At 67.9% G+C, this 20,375-nt stretch carries 22 protein-coding genes; 12 read left to right on the forward strand and 10 right to left on the reverse strand.

Going from position 1 to position 20,375, the window contains the following annotated elements; translation table 11 throughout:
* Nucleotide 1: 1 nt before the first annotated feature.
* Entirely contained in the window at nt 2-1,090 is a 1,089-nt protein-coding gene (locus tag OY559_RS08685; RefSeq protein ID WP_277729645.1) for a diguanylate cyclase, read from the reverse strand.
* Between the two features lie 232 nt (nt 1,091-1,322).
* Between OY559_RS08685 and OY559_RS08690 the strand changes: the two genes are divergently transcribed.
* Genes OY559_RS08690 through OY559_RS08700 form a run of 3 tightly spaced genes read left to right on the forward strand, consistent with a single transcriptional unit; the run spans nt 1,323 to nt 2,522 of the window.
* Entirely contained in the window at nt 1,323-1,913 is a 591-nt protein-coding gene (locus OY559_RS08690) for a DUF998 domain-containing protein (RefSeq protein ID WP_277729646.1), read from the forward strand.
* Between the two features lie 48 nt (nt 1,914-1,961).
* A complete protein-coding gene (locus tag OY559_RS08695) occupies nt 1,962-2,306 on the forward strand; it encodes a RidA family protein (protein ID WP_142125294.1) in 345 nt (114 codons plus the stop codon).
* A 3-nt stretch (nt 2,307-2,309) separates the two neighbouring features.
* Nucleotides 2,310-2,522 carry a hypothetical protein gene (locus OY559_RS08700; protein ID WP_277729647.1) on the forward strand — a complete coding sequence of 71 codons (213 nt, stop codon included), beginning with the start codon at nt 2,310-2,312 and terminating at the stop codon, nt 2,520-2,522.
* Nucleotides 2,523-2,700: 178 nt separating this feature from the next.
* Here OY559_RS08700 and OY559_RS08705 read toward each other — a convergent pair whose 3' ends face one another.
* On the reverse strand, nt 2,701-3,963 hold the full coding sequence (locus OY559_RS08705) for a TIGR03862 family flavoprotein (protein ID WP_277729648.1): 1,263 nt from the start codon (nt 3,961-3,963) through the stop codon (nt 2,701-2,703).
* Between the two features lie 97 nt (nt 3,964-4,060).
* Between OY559_RS08705 and OY559_RS08710 the strand changes: the two genes are divergently transcribed.
* Nucleotides 4,061-5,659, forward strand: a complete 1,599-nt coding sequence (locus OY559_RS08710; protein WP_277729649.1) for a serine hydrolase — start codon at nt 4,061-4,063, stop codon at nt 5,657-5,659.
* A gap of 145 nt (nt 5,660-5,804) precedes the next feature.
* On the opposite strand, the gene OY559_RS08715 is transcribed toward OY559_RS08710, so the two are convergent.
* Nucleotides 5,805-6,239: an FKBP-type peptidyl-prolyl cis-trans isomerase gene (locus OY559_RS08715; RefSeq protein ID WP_277729651.1), complete on the reverse strand. Its 435-nt coding sequence runs from the start codon at nt 6,237-6,239 to the stop codon at nt 5,805-5,807.
* 87 nt (nt 6,240-6,326) lie between these two features.
* Between OY559_RS08715 and OY559_RS08720 the strand changes: the two genes are divergently transcribed.
* The 5 genes from OY559_RS08720 (at nt 6,327) to OY559_RS08740 (ending at nt 10,970) form a co-directional block, all read left to right on the forward strand.
* Nucleotides 6,327-6,689, forward strand: a complete 363-nt coding sequence (locus OY559_RS08720) for a DUF6164 family protein (RefSeq protein ID WP_277729652.1) — start codon at nt 6,327-6,329, stop codon at nt 6,687-6,689.
* Nucleotides 6,690-6,723: 34 nt separating this feature from the next.
* Nucleotides 6,724-7,473, forward strand: coding sequence for a sulfurtransferase (locus tag OY559_RS08725; protein ID WP_277729653.1), 750 nt, complete (start codon nt 6,724-6,726; stop codon nt 7,471-7,473).
* A 5-nt stretch (nt 7,474-7,478) separates the two neighbouring features.
* Nucleotides 7,479-9,038, forward strand: coding sequence for a protein adenylyltransferase SelO (locus OY559_RS08730; RefSeq protein ID WP_277729654.1), 1,560 nt, complete (start codon nt 7,479-7,481; stop codon nt 9,036-9,038).
* Nucleotides 9,039-9,230: 192 nt separating this feature from the next.
* Nucleotides 9,231-9,902 carry a glutathione S-transferase gene (locus OY559_RS08735; RefSeq protein ID WP_277729655.1) on the forward strand — a complete coding sequence of 224 codons (672 nt, stop codon included), beginning with the start codon at nt 9,231-9,233 and terminating at the stop codon, nt 9,900-9,902.
* Between the two features lie 84 nt (nt 9,903-9,986).
* A complete protein-coding gene (locus OY559_RS08740) occupies nt 9,987-10,970 on the forward strand; it encodes an LLM class flavin-dependent oxidoreductase (protein ID WP_277729656.1) in 984 nt (327 codons plus the stop codon).
* A gap of 106 nt (nt 10,971-11,076) precedes the next feature.
* On the opposite strand, the gene OY559_RS08745 is transcribed toward OY559_RS08740, so the two are convergent.
* The 3 genes from OY559_RS08745 to OY559_RS08755 all read right to left on the reverse strand — a co-directional run bounded on the left by OY559_RS08745 (nt 11,077) and on the right by OY559_RS08755 (nt 14,509).
* Nucleotides 11,077-12,696 carry a carboxylesterase/lipase family protein gene (locus OY559_RS08745; RefSeq protein ID WP_277729657.1) on the reverse strand — a complete coding sequence of 540 codons (1,620 nt, stop codon included), beginning with the start codon at nt 12,694-12,696 and terminating at the stop codon, nt 11,077-11,079.
* Between the two features lie 69 nt (nt 12,697-12,765).
* Nucleotides 12,766-13,947 (reverse strand): BaiN/RdsA family NAD(P)/FAD-dependent oxidoreductase, encoded by a 1,182-nt coding sequence (locus tag OY559_RS08750; RefSeq protein ID WP_277729659.1) that lies wholly within the window; start codon nt 13,945-13,947, stop codon nt 12,766-12,768.
* Nucleotides 13,948-13,951: 4 nt separating this feature from the next.
* Entirely contained in the window at nt 13,952-14,509 is a 558-nt protein-coding gene (locus tag OY559_RS08755; protein ID WP_277729660.1) for a YaeQ family protein, read from the reverse strand.
* 306 nt (nt 14,510-14,815) lie between these two features.
* On the opposite strand from OY559_RS08755, the gene OY559_RS08760 reads away from it, so the two are divergent.
* A complete protein-coding gene (locus OY559_RS08760; RefSeq protein ID WP_055942770.1) occupies nt 14,816-15,025 on the forward strand; it encodes a cold-shock protein in 210 nt (69 codons plus the stop codon).
* A gap of 363 nt (nt 15,026-15,388) precedes the next feature.
* Here OY559_RS08760 and dbpA read toward each other — a convergent pair whose 3' ends face one another.
* The 4 genes from dbpA to OY559_RS08780 are packed head-to-tail and all read right to left on the reverse strand — an operon-like array spanning nt 15,389 to nt 18,579.
* Nucleotides 15,389-16,765 carry an ATP-dependent RNA helicase DbpA gene (gene dbpA, locus OY559_RS08765; RefSeq protein ID WP_277729663.1) on the reverse strand — a complete coding sequence of 459 codons (1,377 nt, stop codon included), beginning with the start codon at nt 16,763-16,765 and terminating at the stop codon, nt 15,389-15,391.
* 41 nt (nt 16,766-16,806) lie between these two features.
* Nucleotides 16,807-17,241 (reverse strand): barstar family protein, encoded by a 435-nt coding sequence (locus OY559_RS08770; RefSeq protein WP_277729665.1) that lies wholly within the window; start codon nt 17,239-17,241, stop codon nt 16,807-16,809.
* Nucleotides 17,238-17,807 carry a guanyl-specific ribonuclease gene (locus OY559_RS08775; RefSeq protein ID WP_277729667.1) on the reverse strand — a complete coding sequence of 190 codons (570 nt, stop codon included), beginning with the start codon at nt 17,805-17,807 and terminating at the stop codon, nt 17,238-17,240. The genes OY559_RS08770 and OY559_RS08775 overlap by 4 nt, the downstream gene beginning before the upstream one ends.
* Before the next feature lie 7 nt (nt 17,808-17,814).
* Complete coding sequence (locus tag OY559_RS08780) at nt 17,815-18,579, reverse strand: YbaY family lipoprotein (protein ID WP_277729669.1); 765 nt, start codon at nt 18,577-18,579, stop codon at nt 17,815-17,817.
* A 170-nt stretch (nt 18,580-18,749) separates the two neighbouring features.
* Between OY559_RS08780 and OY559_RS08785 the strand changes: the two genes are divergently transcribed.
* Both OY559_RS08785 and OY559_RS08790 read left to right on the forward strand, forming a co-directional pair.
* Nucleotides 18,750-19,334 (forward strand): YdeI/OmpD-associated family protein, encoded by a 585-nt coding sequence (locus OY559_RS08785; protein ID WP_343228778.1) that lies wholly within the window; start codon nt 18,750-18,752, stop codon nt 19,332-19,334.
* A 144-nt stretch (nt 19,335-19,478) separates the two neighbouring features.
* Nucleotides 19,479-20,363, forward strand: coding sequence for a ZIP family metal transporter (locus OY559_RS08790; protein WP_277729673.1), 885 nt, complete (start codon nt 19,479-19,481; stop codon nt 20,361-20,363).
* Nucleotides 20,364-20,375: the final 12 nt, after the last annotated feature.

Genomic DNA, 20,375 nt, shown 5'->3' on the forward strand with positions numbered 1-20,375 from the left:
CTCAGCGTGTGGCGAGGGCGGGCTGCGGCCCTTCGTGGATGGCCAACTGGTTGCGCCCGCTGCTCTTCGCCCGGTAGAGCGCCCGGTCGGCCGCTTCCAGCCAGGCCCGCAAGCCGGCTGTCGCGGCATCCGCGTTCGCCAATCCCAGGCTCACCGTGTGTCGCAGGTGCGGCGCGGACTGCACCCGCAAGGCCTCCACGCCTGCCCGGATGCGTTGGGCGACGATCTCCGCCGCCATCAGGTCGGTTCCGCGCAGTAGCACAGCGAACTCGTCGCCACCCAGCCGGCCCGCGCAGTCCTGCCCGCGGATGCTGTGGCGGATCACCTCGGCGGTCGCGCGCAGCACGTCATCACCCACCGCGTGTCCGTGGCGGTCGTTGATCGCCTTGAAGTGGTCGATGTCGATCATCATCAGTGTCGCGGGCTCTCCGGTCACGGCGCACTGGTCCAGCAACAGCGTCGCCTGTTCCTGCCAGTGCCGGCGGCTGTCCAGTCCCGTCAACGTATCGCGCCGGCTCAGTTCGTCCAGCAGGCGGTTCTGCCGCTTCACCTTGCGGACCAGGTGATAGCTGGCCTGGCTGACCGCGATGGAGTGGATCAGCAGCATCGGCAGGCACGCCAGCATCACCGGCATGCTGGTCGCGGGACGCAGTTCGAATCCTGTCGCCGCCCCGGCCACCAACGCGCCGGCCAGCATCAGCGGCAGCGACCAGTACCAGAGACGATCGATGCCGGTGCTGATCTTGTCGACCGTGGCCAGTGTCACCAGCAGCACGCTGGGGAGCAGGTTGAATGCCATCAGCGGCACCCACATGCCGGCCAGCAGGGAATCGAACAGCAGGTTGCGGATCTCGCCCCGAAAAGGCATGGGATGGCGCAACGACAGCCATAGTGCGAGTTGCGGCCACAGTACGGCGGTGAAGGCCAGCCATGCCCACGTGCCCCAGGCGGCATTGTTCTCCAGCAGGACAGTCCCCACCGGCAACGCAGCCAGACCCATCCCCAGCATGCGCAGCCGGTAGATCCGGCGCGGCAATCGCTGGCTCTGGCGCGCCGGATCGGCGCCGGAAGGCGGTGCGGTGAACGGCATTGGCGCGTGGAGTCCCCTTGCTCGTGACGGCCGTTCCCGGTGCGCCGGGGGCAGGCGGAGTGTAGGTCAAACCGTGACGCTGGGCACGTCACGGAGCCCTGCCAACGACAGCGGCCCCGGCCGGGAAATCTTGAGGCGGTGTCGGATAATCGGGGGCCTGTTTCCCCTGGGCGCCTTCATGCCTGAGTCCCGCTGCAGTCCCGTTTCCCCGGATCACCGCACACGCGCTCGCGTGGCGGCCCTCGCCGCAATGGCTGGCGCGTCGCTGTTCCTGATGGTGGGCACCGCGCTGCAGTTTCTCCGGGCTGATCTCGCCTGGCAGCAGGCCACGATGAGCCAGTACCTGCTCGGCCCCGGCGGATTGTTGCTGCGCATTGCCTACTGCGCGCTGGCGATCGCCATCGTGGTGTTGGCGATGGGCATCTACCGGCAGTTGTCGGTGCATGCGCGCAGTGCGGCACCGCTCCTGCTGCTCTGCACCGGCGCGGTCGCGCTGGCGGGCGTGGCGATTGGGGACTCGTGGCTGCCGTCCATCGCGCCTGATTTCCATCGCTGGTTCCACCACACCTGCGCGATCACCGCCTTCCTGTGCCTCACCGGCGGCATGGTGCTGCAGGCGTGGCGGTTCCGGCTTGACCCGGCCTGGCGGTCCTTCTTTCCCCTCGCGGCGGGATGGTCTCTCGGCTGCCAGGGGTTGCTGTGGATGCATGCGCTGTGGCCGCCTGCCGGACAGGGCTGGGTGCAGAAGCTGCTGATCGCACTGATCGTCACCGCCATGCTGCTTGCCGGAACATGGCTCTGGCGCGCGGCGCGGGTGCGATGACGCAGGCACGGCGCTAAGCTGCGGCTTCCAACCAGGGAGAAGAGCATCATGATCCAGCGGTTCGACGTGGGCACGCGTTTGTCCGAAATGGCCATCCACAACGGCGTGGTGTACCTCGCCGGACAGATTGCGGAGGACGCGACGCAGGGTATCGCCGGACAGACGCAACAGGTGCTCAGCGAGATCGATGCGCTGCTGGCGCGCGCGGGCACGGACAAATCGAAGATCCTGCGCGCCGAGATATTCCTGAAGGACCTGCAGGACTTCGAAGGCATGAACCGCGTCTGGGACAGCTGGGTACCGGAAGGCAACGCACCCCCGCGTGCGACCGTGCAGGCACATCTCGCGCGTGCCGGATGGCTGATCGAAATCGTGGTCACCGCCGCGGTCTGAACGATGGCGGCGCGCAAACCCGGTCCCTGGCAGCGCCCGGCGCCGAAGCGTCGCGAGGGAGGCCAGAAACTCACGCCCGAGCAGGTGCAGGAAGCCAGGGCCCGTGCGTTCGCGGCCGGCCGCCGCTATCCGAACCTGGTGGACAACATGTACGTGGCCGCGAAGGCGAAATGCGAAGGAGCGACGACGGAGGGGCCGCGTGACGAGGCGGAGTGAGTGCGTTTCGGCGCTTGGGCACGAGGATGCACATCCGGCTGTAAACGTCTGTAATAAAACTGCTTCGAAACGCTAACCGGACATCAACAATGCCTCGCGTATCGTGCGCGCACGTTCCGCAGCCGCTGCGGCACGCACTTCCCGGGGTGCGCGCCGCAGCCCCTGCGGACGACCACACTCAGGCGTTGCGCTGCGCCAGCCAGTCGATCACGCCGCGCGCGGCATGGCGGCCGCTGGCGAAGCACGCCGTCAGCAGATAGCCACCGGTGGGGGCTTCCCAGTCGAGCATCTCGCCGGCGGCGAACACGCCCGGAAGGGCGCGCAGCATCAGATGGTCGTCCAGTGCCTCCAGGGCCACGCCGCCGGCACTGCTGATGGCTTCGGCGATCGGCCGCGGGCGCAGCAGCCGGAAGGGAAAGCGCTTCAGCGTGCGCGCGATCCTGGCGGGCTCGGCCAGTGCCGTCTTGTCCAGGACTTCGTAGAGCAGCGCCGCGCGCACGCCGCTCACGCCGGCCTCGCGGCGCAGGTGTTCGCTCAGGCTGCGCGAGCCGCGCGATCTGGCCAGTCGCCGTGCAAGATCCTGTTCGTCGCGGCCGGGCAGCAGGTCAAGCGCCAGCGTGGCGTGACCATCGCGTTCGATGGCGTCGCGCAGTATCGGCGAGAGTGCATAGACCAGGCTGCCCTCGATGCCGGTGGCGGTGACCACGCACTCGCCCTGGCGTTGGCGCGCAGTGCCATCAGCGTCCTGCCAGTGCGCGATGACCGGCTTGAGGGGCTCGCCAGCGAACCGCGTCGCAAGGTGCTCGCTCCACGCGATGTCGAAGCCGCAGTTGGAAGGTTGCAGGGGCGCGATGGCGACATCTTTCGTCCGCAGCGTATCCACCCATGCGCCGTCCGAACCGAGTTCCGGCCAGCTTCCGCCGCCCATCGCCAGGACGGTGGCGGCGGCGGACACGGTGGCCTCGCCGTCGGGCGTCGCGAAGCGCAGGGCGCCGTCGTCGGTCCATCCCGACCACCGATGATGCACATGGAAACACACGCCCTGTTCGCGCAGCCTCCGCACCCAGCCGCGCAGCAGCGGGGCCGCCTTGAGATCGGACGGAAACACCCGGCCCGAGGTGCCGACGAACGTCTTCACGCCCAGCCCGCGCGCCCAGTCGCGCAGGGCGTCCGCATCGAAGCCGCGCAACCAGGCTGCCACGTCCTCCTGTCTGTCGCCGTAGCGCGCGACGAAGACATCGAACGGATCGGAGTGGGTCAGGTTCATGCCGCCCTTGCCGGCGATCAGGAACTTGCGCCCCACCGACCCCTTGGCGTCGTACAGGTCCACCCGCAGGCCGGCCGCACGCAGGGTTTCGGCGGCCATGAGCCCGGCGGGCCCGCCACCGATGACGGCGACGGAGGGCGTGGAAGGTGGGTCATCGGAGCGCTGGGCAGGCATCCGCATAGTATGCCGCGCCCACACGGCGCTTCCGGCAGGCGCATCGCGCGCGCCGCGTGCGGTATCGTCGCGCGTGACTCCGGATACGGGACATGCGATGCGTTCGAACCTGATGGCGGCTGCAGGCCGCGCACTCTGGCTGCTCGGCCTGGTGGCCACCGGCGCCGTGGCGAAGGAGACCACGCCGCCGCCTGCGTTGCAGGACCTGGATACCTATGTCGAATCCGTGCGCCGGGCGTTCGATGTCCCGGGCATCGCGGTGGCGGTGGTCAAGGACGGAGAGGTCGTGCTGGCGAAAGGCTGGGGCGAGCGCGAGATGGGCAAGCCGGCGAAGGTCGATGCGCACACGATGTTCGCCATCGCTTCCAACACCAAGGCCTTCACCTCGGCATCGCTGTCGATGCTGGCCGACGAAGGCAAGCTGGAACTGGAGGATCGTGTCATCGACCACCTGCCGTGGTTCCGCATGGCCGACCCCTACGTCACCCGCGAGATGCGCATCCGCGACCTGCTGGTCCATCGCAGCGGACTGGGCCTGGGGGCGGGCGACCTGCTGTACTGGCCCACCACCACCTACAGCAACCGGGAAGTGGCCGAACGCCTGCGCGATGTCCCGCTCAGCGGCAGCTTCCGCGAACGCTATGCCTACGACAACATCCTGTACGGCGTGGCGCAGCTGGTGATCGAGCAGGCCAGTGGCCAGTCGTACGACCAGTTCCTGCGCACGCGCTTCTTCCAGCCGCTGGGCATGCGCGCGACGCGCTACAACAGCGATGCGCTGAAGCCGGGCGACAATGTCGCCACCGGGCATGCGATGGCGGACTTCACCACGCTGCAGCCGGCGCCGCGGATGACGTGGCGCAATGTCGCCGGCGCAGGTGGCATCTACTCCAGCGTCGACGACATGGCGAAGTGGATGAACGCACAGCTCGCCGGAGGCACGTACCGGGACGCGAAGGGACGCGAACATGCGCTCTTCACGCCCGCGCGGCAGAAGGCGATGTGGTCGCTGGTCACGCCAATCCCGATCACCGAGCCGAAGGTGGAAGCACTGAAGGCGGCGAAGCCGAACTTCCTCGGCTACGGTGAAGGCTGGATGGTGTCCGACTTCCAGGGCCGCAAGCTGGTCTGGCACACCGGCGGCTGGCCCGGCATGGTCTCGCGGGTGACGCTGGTACCGGAGCAGAAGCTGGGCGTGGTGGTGCTCACCAACCAGGAGGTCGGCGCCGCCTTCCACGCGATCACGCTGAAGGTGCTGGACGCGTACCTGGCGAACAGCGGCACCGACTGGCTGGCCGCCTACCAGGCGCAGGTTGCGCAGGCGAAGGGCAACGCCGACGAGCATTGGCAGAAGCTGCAGGCCGCACGCGACGCCACGTCGAAGCCGTCGTTGCCGTTGGCGAACTACGCCGGCACGCTGCGCGACCCGTGGTATGGGGATGTCGTGGTAATGCAGGAAGGCGAGGGCCTGGTGCTGCGTTTCAGCCGAACTCCCGAGCTGGTCGGCGACCTGCAGCCGTGGCAGCACGACACCTTCGTGGTGCGCTGGCGCGAGCGCTGGCTCAACGCCGACGCCTTCCTGACGTTCTCGCTGAAACCGGACGGCGGCATCCGCGAGGCGCGGATGGAGGCGATCTCGCCGCTGACCGATTTCAGCTTCGACTTCCACGACCTGCGGCTGGCGCCGGTGGAGTAGTCCGTGCTTTCTGTAGGAGCGACGTGAGTCGCGGCCGCACGGCTTGACCACCTGGGGCGGGAATTCGTGCGCGACGTGGAAGGTCTGCTTGCCTTTATGTCTCGCGGTCGCGACTCACGTCGCTCCTACAGGGGCGTAGCGGTACTCACTTGTGCGGCTTGACGTCCAGCAGTTCGACATCGAACACCAGCGATGCGCCGGGGGGAATCACGCCACCGGCGCCATTGCTGCCGTAGCCGAGGTCGGCGGGGATCCGCAGCGTGCGCTTGCCGCCGACCTTCATGCCGGCCACGCCCTCGTCCCAGCCCCGGATGACCTGGCCGGCACCGAGCAGGAAGGTGAAGGGCTGGCCGCGATCCACCGAGCTGTCGAACTTCAGGCCGCGCTGCTGCGGGGCGTTCTCGTCGTACAGCCAGCCGGTGTAGTGGACCGTCGCATCACTGCCGCTGGTCGCGATGGCGCCGGTGCCGGCGAGGGTGTCGATACGCTCAAGTTCGGCGACGTTGCCGCTGGGCGACGGCACGGGGGCGTTGCAGGCAGCGAGCACGAGCAGCGAAACGGAGAGCAGCAGGGAACGCATCGAGGGCTTCATCCACAGGGCGAAAGGCGCGCAGGGTAGCGCATCCTGCTGCCCGGTGGCCCGGATTGCAGCGGTTACACTGGCGGCATGGCGAAACTTTTCCTGAATCTGCGCAACGTGCCCGGCGACGAGGCCGACGATGTGCGCGAGCTGCTGCGGGCGAACGCGATCGACTTCTATGAGACGCAGCCCAGCCCGTGGGGGATTTCCGCTGGCGGGCTGTGGATCGAAGACATCGACCAGCTCGCGCGCGCCAGGGTCCTGATGGCGGACTACCAGGCCCGGCGGCGGACGCAGGCACGTGAGGACCGCACGGCGGCGGAGCGCGAAGGGCGTGCGGAGACGTTTGCGGGCCAGTTGCGCGCGCGGCCCTTGTACGTGGTCGGGGTGCTGGCGGCGATGGTCGCGATCATCGTGCTGACCCTCGCGCTGCCCTGGATGCTGCTCTGAGGCGCGCGCCGCCAACGGGCGGTAAAATCAGCGCATGATCACCAACATCGCGGCCTACCATTTCACGCCCATCGACGCTCCCGAGGCATTCGCGTCGACCCTGCGCGAGCGCGCCGAGGCGCTCTCGCTGCGGGGCTCGGTGCTGGTGGCGGGCGAGGGCCTGAACCTGTTCCTGGCCGGTGGGGCGGATGCGATCGAATCCTTTCTCGCGCCGCTGCGCGCAGACGCGCGCTTCGCCGGCCTGCGGGTGAAGTACAGCACCAGCCGGCAGGTGCCGTTCGCACGCCTCAAGGTCAAGGTGAAGCAGGAGATCATCAGCTTCCGCCGCCCCGGCACCACGCCGGAAGACGTGCGGGCCCCCGTCGTCGAACCCCGTACGCTCGCCCGCTGGCTGGAGCAGGGGCATGACGATGCCGGCCGCCGCGTGGTGATGCTGGATACCCGCAACCAGCAGGAGATCGCCTACGGCACCTTCACCGGTGCGCTGACGCTGCCGATCGACAAGTTCACCGACCTGCCGGCGGCACTGGAGCGGCATCGCGAGGCGCTGAAGGACGCCACCGTGGTCAGCTTCTGCACCGGCGGCATCCGCTGCGAGAAGGCCGCGCTGTGGATGCAGGCCGATGGCATGGACAACGTGCTGCAGTTGGACGACGGCATCCTGGGATACTTCGAACAGGCCGGTGGCGCCGGTTACGACGGCGCCTGCTTCGTGTTCGACGAGCGCGTTGCGCTGCGTCCGGATCTCACGCCGCTGGTGGACGACGCGGCCGACGCCGCATGAGCGGCATGCACGCGCTGCATTTCGACAACCGCTACGTCAACGAACTGCCGGGCGATCCGGAACGATCCCCGCGACGCCGTGAAGTCCGCGGCGCACTGTGGTCGGCCGTGGACCCCACGCCCGTTGCCGCGCCGGTGTTGCTGGCGCATTCGCATGAAGTCGCGGCGCTGCTCGGCCTCGACGACGCCGATGTCGCGTCTCCCGCATTCGCACAGGTGTTCGGCGGCAACACGCTGCTGGCCGGCATGCAGCCTTACGCCGGCAACTATGGCGGCCACCAGTTCGGCAACTGGGCCGGGCAACTCGGCGACGGTCGCGCCATCACGCTGGGCGAGGCGATCAATGCGCGGGGCGAACGCTGGGAACTGCAGCTGAAAGGTGCCGGGCCGACCCCGTATTCGCGCACCGCCGATGGCCGCGCGGTGCTGCGCTCGTCGATCCGCGAGTTCCTGTGCAGCGAGGCGATGCATCATCTCGGCGTTCCGACGACGCGGGCCTTGAGCCTGGTCGGCACGGGCGAGCAGGTCGTGCGCGACATGTTCTACGACGGCCATCCGAAACCCGAGCCGGGCGCGATCGTGTGCCGCGTGGCGCCGTCGTTCCTGCGCTTCGGCCATTACCAGTTGCCGGCGTCGCGCGGCGACACGGACCTGCTGCGCGCACTGGTGGACTTCACGATCCGGCGCGATTTCCCGCACCTGTCGGGGGAAGGCGAGTCGCTGTACGCGGCGTGGTTCGCCGAGGTCTGCGAACGCACGGCGGTGATGGTGGCGCACTGGATGCGCGTGGGTTTCGTCCATGGGGTCATGAATACCGACAACATGTCGGTGCTCGGCCTGACCATCGACTACGGCCCCTACGGCTGGATCGACAACTACGATCCGGACTGGACGCCGAACACGACCGACGCGCAGGGTCGTCGCTATCGCTTCGGCTGGCAGGCCCGGGTGGCGGGCTGGAACCTGAGCCGCTTCGCGCAGGCGTTGTCGCCGCTGTTCGACGGGGTGGAGGCCCTGCAGGAGGGGTTGCAGCGCTTCGCTGACGCCTACGCGCGTGCCGATCGCGACAACATCGCGCGCAAGCTGGGGTTGGCCGAGTGCCACGAGGAAGATGTCATGCAGATGGAAGTCCTTCTCCGCCTCCTGCAGGACGGCGAGGTCGACATGACTTTGTTCTTCCGTGCGCTGATCGACGCGGATCCGTCGGACGCCTCGCTGTCGGCTTTCGATGACTCCTTCTATGACGCGGGGAAGCGCGAGGCCATCGCACCTGGGCTGCGCGACTGGCTTGCCGCGCATGCACGCCGCCGGGCGGACGACGTGCTCGACGCCGCTACGCGCCATGAACGCATGCGCCTGGCCAATCCCCGCTACGTGCTGCGCAACTATCTGGCGCAGCAGGCCATCGATGCCGCTGAAGCGGGCGACCTGTCCGGCGTGCATGCGCTGCTGGACGTGATGCGCCGGCCGTACGACGACCAGCCGGGTCGCGAACGCTATGCCGGGCGTCGCCCCGACTGGGCACGCGATCGCGCGGGTTGTTCGATGCTGTCGTGCAGTTCCTGAGTCGCATCGTTTCCTTGTAGGAGCGACGTCAGTCGCGACCGGATGCAGCGGCCGTGCGTGACTCAGCTCCAAGCGCGAGGCCCCGATGTTGAGTGTCCGCTCCCGCAAGCGTTGGCCGTGCGGTCGCGACTGACGTCGCTCCTACAGGGATGAGAGGCGCGGTAGCATGGCCCACCCCCACGGAGCACCGGCATGATCACCGTCCACCACCTCAACAACTCCCGTTCCCAGCGCGTGCTCTGGCTGATCGAAGAACTGGGCCTGGACTACACGGTGGTGCGTTACCAGCGCGACCCGCAGACCATGCTCGCGCCGCCGGAACTGAAGAGAGTGCATCCGCTGGGCAAGTCGCCCGTCGTGGTGGACGGTGAGCACGTGCTGGCCGAATCCGGTGCGATCCTCGAATACCTCGTGGAGCGTTACGACACCGCGCGCCGGTTCGCACCGTCGCCGGGCACGGCGGAGCACCTGCGCTACCGCCACTGGCTGCATTACGCGGAAGGCTCGGCGATGCCGCCGATGCTGCTCAGCCTGGTGTTCTCCCGCCTGAAGAAGGCGCCGATGCCGTTCTTCGCCCGACCCATCGCGCGCGGCATCGCCGACAAGGCGATGCGGACCTTCGTCGGACCGCAGGTGAAGCTCCATCTGGGCTACATGGAAAGCGAACTGGGCAAGGCGCCGTGGTTCGCCGGGGACGAGTTCAGCGCAGCCGACATCCAGATGAGCTTTCCGGTCGAAGCGGCGGCGGTACGCGCCGGATTGGAGGCCTGTCCGAATCTCGCCGGATTCCTGCAGCGCATCCACGCCAGGCCTGCCTACCAGCGTGCGCTGGAACAGGGCGGGCCGTTCGACCTGCTGGGCTAGGCGGGATGCAGCATCCCATGCCGCAGAGTGGAACCGGATCGCCTGCGGCCCCATGACGATGACATCGTCATTGCCGGTGTCCCCATGATCCCTTACTCGCTCCTCGACCTCGCGCCTGTCTGCGAGGGCAGCGATACCACCCGGGCGTTCGTCCACATGCGCGACCTCGCGCAGCATGCCGAGCGCTGGGGTTACACGCGTTACTGGCTTGCCGAGCACCACAACATGCCGGGCATCGCCAGCGCCGCGACGGCGGTCCTGATCGGTCACGTCGCAGGGGCGACCTCGACGATCCGCGTGGGGGCCGGCGGCATCATGTTGCCGAATCATTCGCCACTGCAGGTGGCCGAGCAGTTCGGCACGCTGGCGTCGCTGTATCCGGGGCGCATCGATCTCGGTCTCGGCCGTGCGCCGGGTACCGACCAGGCAACGGCGCGTGCGCTGCGCCGCTATTTCGACAGCGCCGAGCAGTTCCCGCAGGACGTGCAGGAACTGCTGCGCTACTTCGAGCCGGTACAGGAGGGCCAGGCGGTGCGCGCCGTGCCGGGCGCGGGCCTCGACGTGCCGGTGTGGCTGTTGGGCTCCAGCCTGTTCGGTGCGCAGCTCTCCGCCGCGCTCGGCTTGCCGTACGCGTTCGCGTCCCACTTCGCACCCGATGCCATGGACCAGGCGCTGCTGGTGTACCACCGCGACTTCCGCCCATCCAAGCGGCAGGCCAAGCCGCACGCGATGCTCGCGTTGAACGTGGTGGCGGCCGAGACCGATGCCGAGGCGAAACACCTGTTCACCACCCAGCAGCAGGCCTTCGTCAACCTGCGTCGCGGGCGTGCCGGCCTGGTGCCGCCACCGATCGACGACATCGAAACGTTCTGGGAGCCGCACGAAAAAGCAGGCGTTGCGCAGGCGCTGGCCTGTGCTGTCATCGGCAGCCGCGACACCGTGCGCAGGGGCATTGCGGACTTCATCGAGCGGCACCGCCCGGACGAGCTGATGCTGACGGCCAACATTTTCGATCACGAAAAGCGCTTGCGCTCGTTCCAGATCGCGGCCGAGGTCATGCAATCGTAGGGTGGGCCTTGGCCGACCGTCGCACGGGGTCGGACGCGGCGTGCGTCGAGCCGCCGATCATCCTCCACGCGAGCAGATGCGACACGGTGGTGGACGAAGGCCCACCCTACGAGGTGCCTCGCTGGAGGAACGGCACGCGCTCGTACAGCCGGCGCTCTCCGCCGCGCGGATCGTCCTGCACGCTGGATGTGTCGTCGAACACCATCGTCTGGCGCTGCGGCAGCGTGTAAGGCGCCCATTCGGGCAAGCCCGCGTGGTTGGGATCGCCATGGCGGGCGAGGGCGATCAAGGCCTTGCTCATGCGCGAGGCCATCGTGCGTGCGCGTGCGTCGTCGCCGGTCTTCGATCCCTCGGCCGTCACGTTGTCGAACACCAGCGGAATGTCGAGCGTGTGGAAGGCGCGCAGGCGTCCGCCTTCGGCTGGCGAGCGCCAGTCCAACTGGTAGACCCACGCAGGCGATCCCTGCTTCGCACGCTCCTCGGCTTCGATGACGGCGCCGCGCCAGGAGCGGCCCGCGGTGGTGGCCGCGAAGAACACCTCGGACGGCGTGTAGTCCGGATACAGGCGGCGGTATCCGGCGATGACCACCTCCGGCGACAGGTCCACGTACTGCTGCTCGCGCAGCTTCTGCGGCAACTGGTCCCAGGTCAGCGCGAAGTTCGCTTCGTCGTTGCCCAGGAACGCGCGCGTCTCGTCGCGCGTATTGCCGATGATCATCGGAATGCGTGCCGACTGCGCGGGCGCATCGGGGTAGAACGGGTGCCGGGGGAGGTTGTGCGTATCCAGCACCGGGCCGAAGTAGAGCGCCGTGTTCTCCACCCGCGACGGATCGCGCACGCGCGTGGCGTCCAGCAGCCGCGCCATCGGCATCGCGAGCAGCGCATCGGTATCGCGTGGGCCGAGGCCCAGTCCGGCCAGGAACAGCGCGCTGCGCTGTGCCGCTGCACGCGGGCCGGCGGCGGTGACCTGCTGGCCGCTCATCGTCATCGCTTTGTGGAACAGGCCATCGGCTTCCGGCATGGCCATCAGCGTGGCGATCTTGGCTCCGCCGCCCGACTGGCCGAATACAGTGACGTTGTCCGCATCGCCGCCGAACTCGTGCGCATGCTCGCGAACCCACTGCAGGGCGTCGATCAGGTCGAGCTGGCCCACGTTGCCGGCGTCGCGCAGGCGTTCGTCGCCGCTCTCGCCAAGATAGAGGTAACCGAACGCGTTGAGCCGGTGATTGACGGTGACCACGACGACATCGCCGCGGCGACACAGGTTCACGCCGTCGTACAGCGGGTGGGAGCCGGAGCCGTTGTTGTAGCCGCCACCATGGATGTAGAACAGGATCGGGCGCTTGCCACCCTCGCGCAGCGCAGGGGTGTAGACATTGAGGAACAGGCAGTCCTCGCTGGCGGGCTGTCCGTCGGCATCGCCGCGCTGGGGTGCGGATGCGCCGTAGCGGGTGGCATCGCGCGTTCCCTTCCAGGCGGCTTCACGCGCGGCGCGCTGGAACCGTCGGTTGGCGGTGTCGCCGCCGTAAGGCACGCTGCGGAATACGTGGATGTCGCGATCCACGATGCCTGCGATGCGTCCGCTACGCGTGGTGGCAAGCGAAGACCGGGAGCCCGCCTGCGCGGTGAACAGTCCGGGGCCGAGCAGGCCCGCCATCGCGGAGGTGGCGGCGAGCTGTCGCAGGAAATCGCGGCGCGAGGAAGGAACGGGAGGGAACGGATGCATGGAATACCTGTGATGACACCGGTTTCCAAAGGCTAGCAAAGGTGGTCGGGGCAGGAACGCCGCAGTGCGTCAGACCGCCATGCCCGCCGCGTGGCCCGAAGCCCAGGCCCATTGGAAGTTGTACCCACCCAGCCAGCCGGTGACGTCCAGTACTTCGCCGACGAAGAACAGGCCCGGCACGTGCTTCGACATCATCGTGCTGCTGGATACGCCGTCGGTGTCCACGCCCCCCAGCGTGACTTCGGCGGTGCGATAGCCTTCCGTACCGCTGGCGACCAGCGGCCAGCCGGCCAGCAACGCGGCCGCCTCCTTCAGTTGGGGGGCGTTGAATTGCTTCATCGACCGGTTGGGCAGCCAGACCTCGCACAGGCGCTGGGCAAAGCGACGCGGCAGCGCGTCGGACAGCACGGTCTTGAGTTCGGCGTCCGGACGTTGCTTCTGCTGGGACTGCAGCCAGTCCAGCGCATCCCGGTCCGGCAGCAGGTCCATTCGCAGGTCATCGCCCGGCTGCCAGTACGACGAGATCTGCAGGATCGAGGGCCCGCTGACACCGCGGTGGGTCAGCAGCATGAAGTTGCGGAAACGCGTCTTGCCGCATCGGGCTTCCACCGGGAACGCGACACCGCTCAGGTCGGCCAGCCGCTCCTGGTGCTTGCCGCTGAGCGTCAACGGGACAAGTCCGGCACGCGTGGGCAGCACGGCGTGTCCGAACTGCTTCGCCAGTTCGTACCCGAAGCCGGTGGCGCCCATGCTGGGGATCGACAGGCCGCCGGTGGCCACCACCAGCGATGGTGCGGCGAAACGGCCCAGTGGCGTATCGATGCGGAATACGCCGCCGTCGTGGCGGACCTGCTGCACGCTGCAGCCCGTCTCGACGCGTACGCCTGCGGCGACGCATTCGTCCACCAGCATCTTCACGATGAGTTTGGACGACACATCGCAGAACAACTGCCCCAGTTCCTTCTCGTGGAAAGCAATGCGATGGCGCTGGACCAGCTCGATGAAATCGCCCGGCGTGTAGCGCGCCAGCGCCGACTTGCAGAAATGCGGATTGGCCGACAGGAAGTTGGCGGGCGTGGTGCCGGTGTTGGTGAAGTTGCAGCGTCCGCCGCCCGACATCAGGATCTTCTTGCCGACCTTGTTGGCATGTTCGATGACCAGCACGCGCAGGCCACGCTGACCTGCCGTGAGTGCGGTCATGAGACCGGCTGCGCCGCCGCCGATCACCAGGACGTCGTGGGTGGGCGCCATGCGATCAGGCAGCCCGCGCAAGCCCCGTCTGGCGGATCGCGGGGATGACGCTGACCACGCGATCGTCGGTCATCCACTGCATTTCGCCGTCCTGGATCATCACGTTGAACCGCATGCTGCGCACCATCAGCGCGGTGAGCGCATCCACCGCCTCCGGGGCGATGTCGAGCACGGTCAGGTTGCGGTGGCGGGCCAGCAGCGCTGCATTCTTGTCCCACCAGAGATCGGCCGCGCGGCCGCCGTAGTTCACCACCACGACCTCCCGGGCACGCCCGCATGCTTTGCGGATCCGGGATTCGTCCGGTTGGCCCAGGTCGATCCACTGCTCGATCAGGCCGGTGTAGTCCTTGCGCCAGAGGTCGGGTTCTTCTTCGTTGCTGAGGCCCTTGCCGAATTCCAGCCGGTCCTCGGCCAGCAGTGCGAAGGCGAGCAGGCGCACCATCAGCCGCTCGTCGGTCTCCGATGGGTGCTGGGCCAGGGTCAGGCCGTGGGCACCGTAGTAATGGCGGTCCATGTCGCTGATCTGGAGTTCGGCTTTGACGACGGTGGACTTGAGGGCCATGGTGGGGGATCGGGCAAAGGGGCGTCATGATACGCCGCATGGAGGGGTGGCTCCGGATGCCGGCAGGCGTTCGACGGAACCGCCGGGACCTCCCTGTTCAGCTTGTGGGCGGGAAGGATTCGCTTTTCTCCGGAAACCCCGGTAGAGTGCCGGCACTGTGCTTGCCAGGGTCACCGTGAATCGTGAGCCTGATGCGGTAGATACATCTGCTACATCTTCCCGCTTTACCAACGCCTGCAAACCCAGTCCCGTCCCGGTTTCCCCGGGGTTGTGGTCCTTTCATCCATGTTTCAGGAGTTAGTAAAGATGTCTGATCGTCAGACCGGTACCGTCAAGTGGTTCAACGACGCCAAGGGCTTCGGCTTCATCACCCCGCAGAGCGGCCCCGACCTGTTCGTGCACTTCCGCTCGATCCAGGGCAATGGCTTCAAGTCGCTGAAGGAAGGCCAGGCGGTCTCCTTCGTCGCCGTGCAGGGCCAGAAGGGCATGCAGGCCGACCAGGTGCAGCCGCTGTAATCCAGCGCTGAACCCTACGGTTCAAGAAAACGCCGGTGCGCAAGCACCGGCGTTTTTGTTTGTGGGCCCGCCGGAATGGCGGGGCGTGAGCCCGGGGGCGGTGCATCTGCAACCATTGCCGTCATTCCAGCGCAGGCTGGAATCCATTGGCCATCAGCAAGACAGTTCTCGCCGTTTAGCTGTGAAAGCAACAGCAAAATGGGTCCCAGCTTTCGCTGGGACGACGGCAGCGGACATGTCAGTCGAGTTCACGCCGTCATTCCAGCGCACGCTGGAATCCATTGGCCATCAGCAAGGCAGTTCTCGCCGCCCAGCCGGGAAATCGACAGAAAGTGGATCCCAGCCTTCGCCCGGACGACGGACTCAGAGCTTCCGTACGCGGAAGCTGCGGCCCTTGATCTTGCCGGCGTTGAGTCGTGCCAACGCCACGCCGGCCTTGTCGCGTGCAACCGCAACGTAGGTCCGCGTGGCGAAGACGTTGATCTTCCCGATCACGGAAGCGGACAGTCCGGCGTCGCCGGTCAGCGCGCCGAGTACATCGCCGGGGCGCAGTTTGTCGGTCTTGCCGGCGTCGATGCGCAGCGTGGTCATCGCGGCGGGCGGCGCGGTATTGGCCTTGGGCGCCGATGGGACATTGCGGTCCCACAGCAGCGGTGGGCCCAGACGTTCTTCGATCACGGCGGCGCGCGGCAGTTCGCGCGGCGTGCACAGGCTGATCGCCAGGCCATCGCGACCCGCGCGGCCGGTGCGGCCGATGCGGTGCACGTAGGTGTCCGCGTCGCTGGGCATGTCGTAGTTGACGACCAGCGCCAGATCCTCGATGTCCAGCCCGCGCGCCGCCACGTCGCTGGCGACCAGCACGTTGCAGCTGCGGTTGGCGAAGCGCACCAGCACCTCGTCGCGGTCGCGCTGCTCCATGTCGCCGTGCAGGGCGAGGGCGGAGAAGCCGAAGTGCTGCAACGAACCAGCCACTTCGTCCACGTCCTTGCGCATGTTGCAGAACACCACGCACGACTCCACGCCGTGTTGCGCCAGCAGGCCCGCCAGCGCGGTCTGCTTGCGCTCCGGGTCCACGCGCACGAAGTGTTGCTCGATGACCGCCTGTTCCTGCGGCGCGTCCACCGTGACTTCCAGCGGGTCGCGCAAGGTATTGCGGGCGATGTCGCGGATGGCGTCGGTGAAGGTGGCCGAGAACAGTAGGCTCTGGCGGTCCTTCGGCGTCTTGCCGGTGATCTCGCGGATCGGTTCCTCGAAGCCCATGTCGAGCATACGGTCCGCTTCATCCAGCACCAGCGTGCGCACGCCGCCCAGGTGCAGCGCCTTCTTGCGCAGCAGTTCCTGGATGCGGCCCGGCGTGCCGACGACCACGTGCGGGTCATGCGCTTCGAGCGAGCGCAGCTGCGGTTCCAGCGGCATGCCGCCGCACAGCGTCAGGACCTTGAGGTTGGGAATGCCCACGGCCAGTTTGCGCAGCTGCTGCGCCACCTGGTCGGCGAGTTCGCGGGTCGGGCACAGCACCAATGCCTGCGTGCGCCCCGTGGCGACATCCAGCCGGTGCAACAAGCCCAGGCCGAAGGCAGCGGTCTTGCCGCTGCCGGTGGGTGCCTGCGCGATGACATCGCGACCATCGAGGATGGCGGGCAGGCTGCGGGCCTGGATGGGCGTCGGCCGGGCGTAACCCAGGGCCTGGACACCCTGCTGCAGGCCGGGCGCCAGCGGAAGAGAAGTGAAATCGAGCATGCGGCATTTTCGCAGATCGGCGCGGTCGCCGCCGGGAAAACCTATTGCAGGTCGGGGAAATCTTCCTCCGGCAGCGCGATGAACGACCAGAACGGGACCTCGTTGGACGTCCAGAACTGCGAGACTTCGTCCAGGATATCGAGCAGGGTGTCGAAATCGGCCTCGGTGCGTTCGCGCAGTTCCTGGGCCTGTTCGAAGAGCAGGACGTAACCGGGCGCCTCCAGCCAGGACAGGTCGCGCAGGCTGTCGGACAGCGCATCCCAGTTGCGCCCGGAGGATTGGGGGAAGTCCAGCACCGTGGCGATGCGCAACAGCAGGGCGCCCTTGCTGTCGCAGCCGGACAGGTCTATGCGGCGCGACAGCAGCCCGGCATCGCGGCCGACCGCTGCCAGTGGATCGAGATCATCCTCGGTGACGAAGAAGACGCCCGCGCGCGTGGGATCGGCCAGGCCGGGATCGAAACCGGATTCGCTCATGGCAGGGTTCCGTTGCCGATCTCGAACCGGCGGAAGCTCTCGTAGTGGTCGTCGGTGTAGTAGTACTCGCGCGGCGGTTGGCCACCGGTGACGATGCGGCGTGCGCCGCGATGGTCGAGGCCGGGCGTGTCGACCGTGTACTCGCGGTAGTAGCCGCGGGACTGGCGTGGCAGCCGGCCCTCGCGGTTCTGGAAGACGCTGCCGTCCTGGCGATGCGGGAACGGCCCACCGCGCTCGATCAGTTCCAGTGTCTGCCGGGCCTCCGGCGGCAGGAAGGCGGGCAGCACCCCGTTGCCGCCCGATCGCGCGGGCGCGACGGGTGGCGCGATGTCGGGGACTTCACCCGCGAGTTCGCCGGGGCGTGTCTGTTCGACCGGCGGCAGCGCAAGTTCGGCGCTGGTGTGGCGGGGATCCGCGGTTTCATGCGACGCGATGGCCGGCGCGGCAGGCGCTTCGTCGCGCTGGGACCACCACCAGGCGCCCGCACCCAGCACCAGCAGCGCGAGGAAGGCGAACAGGGGGAGACGCTGCCGACTCTGTCGGCGGGCGCGGGAACGTCGACTCATGCGTGGATCATTCCGTCAGGAAGCGGCCGCAGCCGCGGTAGACCTTGCCACCCACCGTCAGGGTCGCAGAGGCCGGGTATTCGTTGTCGCTCATGCCATCGCTGCAGACTTCCTTCTTCGTCGTCAGCGACACGGCCAGGCCATCGGCGGTGCTGCCGACATAACCCTCTGCCGTCTTCCGGGACTGTGCGACATCGATCTTGCGTTCGCCGTAGTCCAGGTCGGCGCTCAGGCGCGGCGTGGAGCCGGCACCGACTTCCACGGACCAGCCCGGTTCGGTGCCGATTCCACGGAAGACGCTGCCACGTGCCCTGGCCTGCTCCCAGGGTGTTCCCGTTGCAGGAGGAGCCGGATCTTCAGCAGCCCGCACCATGCGGAATTCAACCGGTGCAGACGCGCCGGGCGTCACCGGCACGCGCGTATCGGTGACGAACCAGAGCGTGCCCTGCGCGTCCCGAAGGCCGGCGTGCAGGCCGTACATGCCATTCGGACGCAGCTTGGCAGGGTCATAGGGCAGGGTGAACGCGAACGGCGGGCCCTTCAGGTCGCGGAAGTCGGCGCTCGCGACCACGGCGGCCGGTGTATCGGCCAGCTGGTTGTCCACGAGTTGCACGCTGAGCGTCGCGCCTGGCGGCGGCGCGATGCGTTCGAGATAGAGGGCCCTCCCCTGGATCACCGCAGCAGGTTGGGTCGGGGCTGCGTTGCCAGTGGGCGGCGACTGGCAGGCTGCGAGTGCCAGCAGGCAGGCGGTGATCAACGGCAGACGGAACATCGCGCGCTCCAGGGAGGTCGTGGCTGGTCGCCAGCTTAGCGGTGGCCGGTGTAATGGTTCGTCAACGCGGAAATGGTCGTGATGCGGTCTCCGTCAGCGGTCCTGGCATCGCTGCGCTACAGTCGCGTTTCGACACGGAGGCCGCCGGGATGCCGTCGTACGATCCGAGAGTGGATGCCTACATCGCGGGAGCGGCCGGGTTCGCGCGCCCGATCCTCGAACGCCTGCGGAACGTGGTGCACGAGGCGTGTCCGCAGGTGGAAGAGGCCATCAAGTGGAGCATGCCGTCGTTCCAGTACGGTGGGCGCATCCTGTGCAGCATGGCGGCATTCAAGCGGCATGCGTCGTTCGGCTTCTGGCAGCACGCGCAGGTCACGGAGGGCAAGGCGCGTGACGGCATGGGGAGCCTGGGCAAGCTGGTGTCGCTGGAAGACCTGCCGCCCGGAAAGGAGCTGGTCGCGCTGGTACGCAAGGCGATGGCATTGATCGATGCCTCTGCGGCATCAACGGCGGCTGTGCGCGCAAAGGCCAGCCCGCGTCCGGCGCCGACTACGCCGGCGGACCTCCAGGATGCGCTGTCCGGCAATCCGGAAGCGAAAGCGACATTCGATGGCTTCAGCCCCAGCGCGCGGCGCGAGTACATCGAATGGATCGTCGGGGCCAAGCGAACGGACACACGGGCGCGACGGCTGGCGCAGGCGGTCGCATGGATGGCGGAAGGCAAAGCGCGCCACTGGAAATACCAGCCGCGCTGAGCGCCGACATAGGCCGCACGCATCGGGGCGATTCAGTATTGCGATGATGATGCAGTCGGCGGAGCGGTTAGTATCGGGCGCACGCCGTCGAACCATCGTCATCGCACTGCGCGCGTCCCTGTGCGCGTGCCGGAGATCACTGGCATGAATCGCGTCCTGCGACCGTTTGCCTACACCCGTACCGCGGCGGACTGGCCCTACGTGGCGGCCGTCACCGCGCTTGTAATCGCGGCGTTGTGGGTAATCTGGCAGGCACCGCCGCCAGGACAGCGAAGCGGTATGGAGCTGGCACTGCGCGGCGGTGCATTGTGCGCCGCCGCCACGGCGATCGGCGCGTTGCCGGTCCTGGTGATGCGGACGATTCCGCAGCGGTTGGCGGATGGGTTGCTCGGCTTCGGGGCCGGCGTGATGCTGGCGGCCACGGCATTCTCGCTGGTGCTGCCGGGATTGGCGGCGGCGGAAGCACAGGGCTTCTCGCCCTGGGGTGCGGCGGGCCTCGTGAGTACCGGGATCCTGCTGGGTGCATTGGCGCTGCTCGCTCTCGATCGCGGGCTGGTCGACGATCCGCTGGACGCACAGCGTCGCCTCGTGCCCTCGCGGGTGATGCTCTTCGTGCTGGCCATCGTGCTGCACAACGTCCCGGAAGGCATGGCGGTGGGTGTGGCGGCCGGTGGCGCACTCAGCGGTGCAGCCGGGTTGGCGATCGGGATCGCCTTGCAGGACATCCCGGAAGGCCTGGTGGTCGCCCTTGTGCTGGCGACGGCGGGGATGGCGCGGAGCAAGGCGGTCTTCCTCGGCGCGCTTTCGGGCATGGCCGAACCCCTTGCCGCGATTCCCAGCGCATGGGCGGTGGGCGTTTCGTCGATGCTGCTGCCGTGGGGACTGGCGTTTGCAGCGGGGGCCATGCTGATCGCTGTGGGTCACAGCGTGATCCCCGAGTCGAACCGGCACGGCCACGGCGGCATCGCATCGCTGGGGCTCGCGGTGGGCTTCTGTCTGATGATGGCGCTGGACACGGCACTGGGTTGACCGCGAGGCGCG

It is taken from the genome of Pseudoxanthomonas sp. SE1 (assembly GCF_029542205.1).
In the GTDB taxonomy this organism is placed as follows: Bacteria; Pseudomonadota; Gammaproteobacteria; order Xanthomonadales; family Xanthomonadaceae; genus Pseudoxanthomonas_A.

What these genes read in the sequence shown, in the direction of transcription:
- OY559_RS08745 (WP_277729657.1), bottom strand. Translation starts at nt 12,696, where the DNA reads ATGCATCCGTTCCCTCCCGTTCCTTCCTCGCGCCGCGATTTCCTGCGA.
- OY559_RS08705 (WP_277729648.1), bottom strand. Translation starts at nt 3,963, where the DNA reads ATGCCTGCCCAGCGCTCCGATGACCCACCTTCCACGCCCTCCGTCGCC.
- OY559_RS08725 (WP_277729653.1), top strand. Translation starts at nt 6,724, where the DNA reads ATGATCACCAACATCGCGGCCTACCATTTCACGCCCATCGACGCTCCC.
- OY559_RS08710 (WP_277729649.1), top strand. Translation starts at nt 4,061, where the DNA reads ATGCGTTCGAACCTGATGGCGGCTGCAGGCCGCGCACTCTGGCTGCTC.
- OY559_RS08770 (WP_277729665.1), bottom strand. Translation starts at nt 17,241, where the DNA reads ATGAGCGAATCCGGTTTCGATCCCGGCCTGGCCGATCCCACGCGCGCG.
- OY559_RS08720 (WP_277729652.1), top strand. Translation starts at nt 6,327, where the DNA reads ATGGCGAAACTTTTCCTGAATCTGCGCAACGTGCCCGGCGACGAGGCC.
- OY559_RS08750 (WP_277729659.1), bottom strand. Translation starts at nt 13,947, where the DNA reads ATGGCGCCCACCCACGACGTCCTGGTGATCGGCGGCGGCGCAGCCGGT.
- OY559_RS08790 (WP_277729673.1), top strand. Translation starts at nt 19,479, where the DNA reads ATGAATCGCGTCCTGCGACCGTTTGCCTACACCCGTACCGCGGCGGAC.
- OY559_RS08780 (WP_277729669.1), bottom strand. Translation starts at nt 18,579, where the DNA reads ATGTTCCGTCTGCCGTTGATCACCGCCTGCCTGCTGGCACTCGCAGCC.
- OY559_RS08715 (WP_277729651.1), bottom strand. Translation starts at nt 6,239, where the DNA reads ATGCGTTCCCTGCTGCTCTCCGTTTCGCTGCTCGTGCTCGCTGCCTGC.
- OY559_RS08730 (WP_277729654.1), top strand. Translation starts at nt 7,479, where the DNA reads ATGCACGCGCTGCATTTCGACAACCGCTACGTCAACGAACTGCCGGGC.
- OY559_RS08735 (WP_277729655.1), top strand. Translation starts at nt 9,231, where the DNA reads ATGATCACCGTCCACCACCTCAACAACTCCCGTTCCCAGCGCGTGCTC.
- OY559_RS08775 (WP_277729667.1), bottom strand. Translation starts at nt 17,807, where the DNA reads ATGAGTCGACGTTCCCGCGCCCGCCGACAGAGTCGGCAGCGTCTCCCC.
- OY559_RS08740 (WP_277729656.1), top strand. Translation starts at nt 9,987, where the DNA reads ATGATCCCTTACTCGCTCCTCGACCTCGCGCCTGTCTGCGAGGGCAGC.
- OY559_RS08760 (WP_055942770.1), top strand. Translation starts at nt 14,816, where the DNA reads ATGTCTGATCGTCAGACCGGTACCGTCAAGTGGTTCAACGACGCCAAG.
- dbpA (WP_277729663.1), bottom strand. Translation starts at nt 16,765, where the DNA reads ATGCTCGATTTCACTTCTCTTCCGCTGGCGCCCGGCCTGCAGCAGGGT.
- OY559_RS08695 (WP_142125294.1), top strand. Translation starts at nt 1,962, where the DNA reads ATGATCCAGCGGTTCGACGTGGGCACGCGTTTGTCCGAAATGGCCATC.
- OY559_RS08685 (WP_277729645.1), bottom strand. Translation starts at nt 1,090, where the DNA reads ATGCCGTTCACCGCACCGCCTTCCGGCGCCGATCCGGCGCGCCAGAGC.
- OY559_RS08755 (WP_277729660.1), bottom strand. Translation starts at nt 14,509, where the DNA reads ATGGCCCTCAAGTCCACCGTCGTCAAAGCCGAACTCCAGATCAGCGAC.
- OY559_RS08700 (WP_277729647.1), top strand. Translation starts at nt 2,310, where the DNA reads ATGGCGGCGCGCAAACCCGGTCCCTGGCAGCGCCCGGCGCCGAAGCGT.